This window comes from Pseudomonas alkylphenolica (assembly GCF_016009175.1).
Classification (GTDB): Bacteria; Pseudomonadota; Gammaproteobacteria; order Pseudomonadales; family Pseudomonadaceae; genus Aquipseudomonas; species Aquipseudomonas alkylphenolica_B.
This window is the reverse complement of the sequence record NZ_JADUCM010000045.1, coordinates 25650-31782: the sequence shown is the minus strand read 5'-3', so window position 1 is coordinate 31782 and position 6133 is coordinate 25650. Positions and strand designations below refer to the sequence as shown.

Annotated in this window: 7 protein-coding genes; 5 read left to right on the top strand and 2 right to left on the bottom strand. The window is 63.0% G+C overall.

Annotated features, from left to right (window positions below; translation table 11 throughout):
- The coding region (gene hpaA / locus I5S59_RS24695) for a 4-hydroxyphenylacetate catabolism regulatory protein HpaA (RefSeq protein ID WP_197878903.1) at positions 1–985 on the bottom strand (985 nt) is incomplete at its 3' end.
- A gap of 46 nt (positions 986–1031) precedes the next feature.
- Complete coding sequence (hpaR, locus tag I5S59_RS24690; protein WP_128324785.1) at positions 1032–1454, bottom strand: homoprotocatechuate degradation operon regulator HpaR; 423 nt, start codon at positions 1452–1454, stop codon at positions 1032–1034.
- Positions 1455–1688: 234 nt separating this feature from the next.
- Between hpaR and I5S59_RS24685 the strand changes: the two genes are divergently transcribed.
- From I5S59_RS24685 to I5S59_RS24665, 5 genes are all read left to right on the top strand, one after another.
- The gene (locus I5S59_RS24685) at positions 1689–2345 is read left to right on the top strand and encodes a fumarylacetoacetate hydrolase family protein (protein ID WP_197878902.1); all 657 of its coding nucleotides are present in this window, start codon (positions 1689–1691) and stop codon (positions 2343–2345) included.
- A gap of 11 nt (positions 2346–2356) precedes the next feature.
- Positions 2357–3121 carry a fumarylacetoacetate hydrolase family protein gene (locus I5S59_RS24680; protein ID WP_197878901.1) on the top strand — a complete coding sequence of 255 codons (765 nt, stop codon included), beginning with the start codon at positions 2357–2359 and terminating at the stop codon, positions 3119–3121.
- Between the two features lie 20 nt (positions 3122–3141).
- The gene (hpaE, locus tag I5S59_RS24675; RefSeq protein WP_197878900.1) at positions 3142–4602 is read left to right on the top strand and encodes a 5-carboxymethyl-2-hydroxymuconate semialdehyde dehydrogenase; all 1461 of its coding nucleotides are present in this window, start codon (positions 3142–3144) and stop codon (positions 4600–4602) included.
- A gap of 117 nt (positions 4603–4719) precedes the next feature.
- A complete protein-coding gene (gene hpaD / locus I5S59_RS24670) occupies positions 4720–5643 on the top strand; it encodes a 3,4-dihydroxyphenylacetate 2,3-dioxygenase (protein ID WP_197878899.1) in 924 nt (307 codons plus the stop codon).
- A 73-nt stretch (positions 5644–5716) separates the two neighbouring features.
- Positions 5717–6127, top strand: a complete 411-nt coding sequence (locus I5S59_RS24665; RefSeq protein ID WP_197878898.1) for a 5-carboxymethyl-2-hydroxymuconate isomerase — start codon at positions 5717–5719, stop codon at positions 6125–6127.
- The last annotated feature ends 6 nt before the right edge of the window (positions 6128–6133 follow it).

Genomic DNA, 6133 nt, shown 5'->3' with positions numbered 1-6133 from the left:
GGGGGGGGGGGCCGCACCCGGGGGGCCCCGGCGTCGGGGTCACCCCTGATTGGCCCGCTTGTGGCGACACCGGGGGGGGGGGTGGGGCCGGTGGGGGGGGGGGGGTTGTTTTTGGGGGGGGGGGGGGCCGGGCGTGACGGGTGAAGAAGCGACTGAAATACGCCGGGTCCTTGAAGCCGAGCTGGTAGCAAATCTCGTTCACCGTGTTGCCGGTAAACAACAACAGCCGCTTGGCCTCCTGCATCAAACGCTCAAACACCAGGCGCTTGGAAGGCATGTCGGCAATACGCCGGCACACGTCATTGAGCCGCGCCTCAGTCACCCCCAACAACTGCGCATACCGGCTCAACGGCAAGTGCTGCAGGTAGTGCGCTTCAATCTGCAAGTTAAAACCCTGAAAGATGTGCAGGTCTTCGCTACGTGACGGTTGCGCCGTCAAGGTGCGCGCCGACAGGCGCAACAGACTGATGAAAATCAACCGGGTCAGAGCCTCCAGGCTCATGGCCCGCCCGGCCTGGTTGCCGGCGAACTCGCCCCGCAACTGATCGAACAGCAGGTTCAGCCGCGCCACTTCGCAAGCATCGACATCATCCCCCTCACCCACCGCCACGCAGATCGGCGCGATGCGCGCACCACCGGCCAGGCCGACGCTTTCCTCCAGCAGCGGCCACACCAGTTGCTGGCTGACCGTCAACACATGGCCGTCGCTGTGCGCATCGGTGACAAACGCATGGGGCACGGTCGGCGGCGTCAGGAAGAACATCGGCCCTTGCTGCAGATAGAGCTGGTCGTCGAGGTACACCCGCACGGTACCGCTCTTGACGTAATGCACCTGGAAAAACCGGTCGTGCCGGTGCACGGGCATATTGCGCCCGAAAAAATCCGCCAGCTTGCCGAGTGCCTCGTAATGCACCTGGGCATCGGCATACCGCTGATCGTAGGTCTGGCCTATGTGGATGTTGGGAATCGGGGGCCGCATCGCCATCAACAAGTCTCATTCAGCAAAACAGGAAGGCGACGTCGGCCCGGGTTCAGAGCTTGATCTGCTTGAGCTCTTCGAGCAGCGCCAGCAACTGCTGGAGCTTCTCCTCACCGAACTGCTCGAGGATGCGCTGGTAGTTGTGCTCCATGTCTTCGCTCATGGACACGAAGCATTGCTGGCCTTTTTCGGTCAGCCCGACGTGCACACGGCGCTGGTCTTGCGCAGAGCGCCAGCGGCGCACCAGGCCATCACGTTCCATACGTGACAGCACCCCAGTCATGCTCGGTTTGAGGATACAGGCCTGCTCGGCCAGCTGATAACTCTCCAGCTCACCGCTCTGGCGCAGGATGCGGATGATCCGCCATTGCTGTTCGGTCAGGCCGTGCTGATTGAGCGACGGGCGAAAAAAACCCATGGCCGCTTCGCGCGCTTGCAGCAGGGTCAGGGTCAGTGAAGGACGAGGTGCAGACATAAAGGGACCGGCCAGATAAGGGAAACAATGTCGATTTAAACAATAACTTGGAGCCGACGCAAACCGGCAATTGTTGCAGGTTTCGCCCCGCATAGAATCACCACGGCTTGACCATCGTTAACATATTAATTATAACATTAGCATGTTAACAATTTACCGCTGACAGCCCTCCCCTCTGGGCATCAACCAATCGCTATCCACTGGGAATCCCCAGCCCGATCCAGGAGTGAAGCAATGCGTCGCGCCGCTAGCGAAATCGCCACAGGCAACCTGTTCGGCATCGCCTTGAACTACACAGGCCTGCTGCACAGCCGTCTGCCGGAGTTCAACCAGCCGCCTTACCAGCAGCCACCGGTCAAGCCGGTGCTGTTCATCAAGACCCCGAACACCCGTAACGGCGATGGCCAACCTGTCGTCGCCCCCGCTGGCGAGCGCCTGCAACCCGGCCCGGCATTGGGCGTGGTGATTGCCAAGGACGCCAGCCGGGTCAGCGCCGAACAGGCCTTCGAACATGTTGCCGGCTACGTGATCGTCAACGAGTTCAGCCTGCCGGAAGACAGCTATTACCGCCCGGCGGTCAAGGCCAAGTGCCGTGACGGCTTTTGCTCGCTGAGCAGTGAAGTGGTGCCGGTCGACGAAGTGGCCGATCCGCACAACCTGACCCTGACCTTGTCGGTCAACGGCCAGGTCCGCCAGGAAAACACCACGGCCAACTTCGTGCGCAGCATCGGCCAGTTGATCGCCGAACTCAGCGAGTTCATGACCCTGCACGCCGGCGACGTACTGATCACCGGCACCCCGGAAGGTCGGGTCGACGTTCAGCCAGGCGACCAGGTAGTCGTCGAAATCAGCGGCCTGGGCCGCCTGACCAACACCGTTGTGGCGGAATAAGGAGCCCCCCCATGAAACACGCCCGCATCCGCTATGAAGACCAGGTGCATGCCGTCACCGTTGAAGCCGACAATACCGTGCGCCTGCAAGACGGCCGCCTGCTTGCCGAAAGCGCCGTGCAATGGTTGCCGCCTGCTGAAGGCAGCATGTTCGCCCTCGGCCTGAACTACGCCGACCATGCCGCCGAACTGGCCTTCAAGGCCCCGACCGAACCGCTGGCGTTCATCAAGTCGCCCGGCACCTACACCGGCCACAACCAGGTGACCTGGCGCCCGGACAACGTCAAGTACATGCACTACGAGTGCGAGTTGGTGGCGGTGATCGGCAAGCCGGCACGCAACGTCAAGCGCGAGGATGCCCTGAGCTACCTGGCCGGTTACACCGTGTGCAACGACTACGCCATTCGTGACTACCTGGAAAACTATTACCGCCCCAACCTGCGAGTGAAGAACCGCGACTGCACCACCCCGGTCGGCCCGTGGATCGTCGATGCCGCCGATGTTTCCGACCCGTCGAACCTCACACTGCGCACCTGGATCAACGGCGAGTTGAAACAGGAAGGCAGCACCGCCGACATGATCTTCGACATCCCCTACCTGATCGAATACTTCTCCAGCTTCATGACCCTGCAACCGGGCGACATGATCGCCACCGGCACGCCCGAGGGCCTGGCCGATGTAGTACCCGGTGATGAAGTGGTGGTGGAAGTGGAAGGCGTTGGCCGCCTGGTCAACCGCATCGTCAGCGAACACGCATTCTTTGCCGCCCGCGGCTAACCCGGAACAGAGCACACAGCATGATCAAGCACTGGATCAACGGTCAGGAAGTCGAAAGCCACGACACCTTCACCAACTACAACCCGGCCACCGGCGAAGCCATCGGTGAAGTCGCCAGCGGCGGCGCCGATGAAATCAACCTGGCCGTCGCCGCGGCCCGGGAAGCCTTCCCGAAATGGGCCAACACCCCGGCCAAAGAGCGCGCCAAGCTGATGCGCAAACTGGGCGAACTGATTGACCAGAACGTGCCGCACCTGGCCGAGCTGGAAACCCTCGATACCGGCTTGCCGATCCACCAGACCCGCAACGTGCTGATCCCGCGTGCGTCGCACAACTTCGAGTTCTTCGCCGAAGTCTGCACGCGCATGGACGGCCACAGCTATCCGGTCGACGACCAGATGCTCAACTACACCCTGTACCAGCCGGTCGGCGTGTGCGGCCTGGTGTCACCGTGGAACGTGCCGTTCATGACCGCCACCTGGAAAACCGCGCCCTGCCTGGCACTGGGCAACACCGCGGTGCTGAAGATGAGCGAGCTGTCGCCGCTGACTGCCAACGAACTTGGCCGCCTGGCGCTGGAAGCCGGCATTCCACCAGGTGTACTCAACGTGGTGCAGGGTTACGGCGCCACCGCTGGCGATGCCCTGGTGCGCCACCCGGATGTACGGGCGATTTCCTTCACCGGCGGCACTGCTACCGGCCGCAAGATCATGCAGACCGCAGGCCTGAAAAAGTACTCGATGGAGCTGGGCGGCAAGTCGCCGGTGCTGATTTTCGACGATGCCGACCTCGACCGCGCCCTGGATGCGGCGCTGTTCACGATCTTCTCGCTCAACGGCGAGCGCTGCACCGCCGGTAGCCGCATCTTCATCCAGGAGACCGTCTACGACCAGTTCGTCGCCGAATTTGCCGCCCGCGCCAAACGCCTGATCGTCGGCGACCCGACCGACCCGAAAACCCAGGTCGGCTCGATGATTACCCAGGCCCACTACGACAAGGTCACCGGCTACATCAAGATCGGCATCGAGGAAGGCGCCAACCTGCTCGCCGGTGGCCTGGAGCGTCCGGCCAACCTGCCGGCGCACCTGGCCAAAGGCCAATTCATCCAGCCGACGGTGTTCGCCGACGTCGACAACCGCATGCGCATCGCCCAGGAAGAAATCTTCGGCCCGGTGGTGTGCCTGATCAAGTTCAAGGACGAAGCCGAAGCGCTGCGCCTGGCCAACGATACCGACTACGGCCTGGCCTCCTACATCTGGACCCAGGACATCGGCAAGGCCCATCGCCTGGCCCGCGGCATCGAAGCCGGCATGGTCTTCATCAACAGCCAGAACGTGCGTGACCTGCGCCAGCCGTTCGGCGGGGTGAAAGGCTCGGGTACCGGTCGCGAAGGCGGCGAGTACAGCTTCGAAGTGTTCGCCGAGATCAAGAACGTGTGCATTTCCATGGGCAATCACCACATCCCGCGTTGGGGCGTGTGACAATCCGCTCGCAAGCGTGACTCGACCGGGTTTATAAACCCGGTCAGGGTTGCCAGCTTCCTGCGTGCAGACCAATCACAAGAACCAGGCCCTTGAGGCCGCGCTAGGAGAAAGATCATGGGCAAACTCGCCCTGGCTGCCAAAGTCACCCACGTGCCATCGATGTACCTGTCCGAGCTGCCTGGCCCACGCCAGGGCTTTCGCAAAGCCGCCATCGACGGCCATATCGAGATCAGCCGGCGCTGCCGCGAGCTGGGCGTGGACACCATCGTCGTGTTCGACACGCACTGGCTGGTCAATGCCAACTACCACATCAACTGCGGCCCGCACTTCAAGGGGCTGTACACCAGTAACGAGCTGCCGCACTTCATCAGCAACATGGAGTATGAGTTCCCTGGCAACCCGCAACTGGGCAAGATCCTCGCCGAAAGCTGCAACCGTTTCGGCGTCGAGACCATGGCCCATGACGCCACCACCCTGGCACCGGAGTACGGCACCCTGGTGCCGATGCGCTACATGAACGCCGATCAGCACTTCAAGGTGATCTCGGTCTCTTCGCTGTGCACCTCGCACTTTCTTCACGACAGCGCGCGCCTCGGCTGGGCGATGCGCAAGGCCGTGGAAGAGCACTACGACGGCACCGTAGCCTTCCTCGCCAGCGGCTCGCTGTCGCACCGTTTTGCCCAGAACGGCCAGGCGCCGGAGTTTGCCACCAAGATCTGGAGCCCGTTTCTCGAACAGCTTGATGAGCGCGTCATCGGCATGTGGCAGAACGCCGAGTGGCCGGCCTTTTGCGGCATGCTGCCGGAGTACGCGGCCAAGGGTCATGGTGAGGGTTTCATGCACGACACCGCGATGCTGCTGGGCGCTTTGGGCTGGTCGGAGTACGACGCCCAGGTCGAAGTGCTGACCCCCTACTTCGCCGCCTCCGGCACCGGGCAGATCAACGCGGTCTTCCCAGTGACGCCGCAAACCGGTAACAGCATTCCCGCAGCGCAGGCCTCCAATCCGGCCGCCGTTGCCACCAGCAGCCGACTCTGATCAACGCCTGCACACGGGCCGCGCCGCTGCGCGGGGGCGGCCCGTGCGCCGGTCACTACGCAGGACAACCACCATGCCTCATCTGGTATTGCTCTACACCCCCGACCTTGAACAACAAGCGGACATCCCCGCCCTGTGCCGGGCCCTGGCCGACACCATGTTGCAGCAACGGGACGAGAGCGGAAAAGCCGTGTTCCCCACCGGCGGCACGCGGGTGCTGGCCTACCCGGCGGCGCATTGTGCGGTGGCCGACGGCCGCGGCGACTACGGCTTCCTCTACGCCAACCTGCGCATGGGCGCAGGCCGCAGCCCGGCGGTGCACAAAGCCGTGGGTGACAACCTGCTCGCGGTAGTGCGCGCGCGCTTCGAGGCGATCCTCGCGCAGCGTCCGGTCGGCATCACCTTGCAGATCGATGAAAGCCCGGGCCAGGTCTACGACGGCAAGTACAGCAGCCTGCACCCCCTGTTCAACACGAATTTCTGAGGTTTC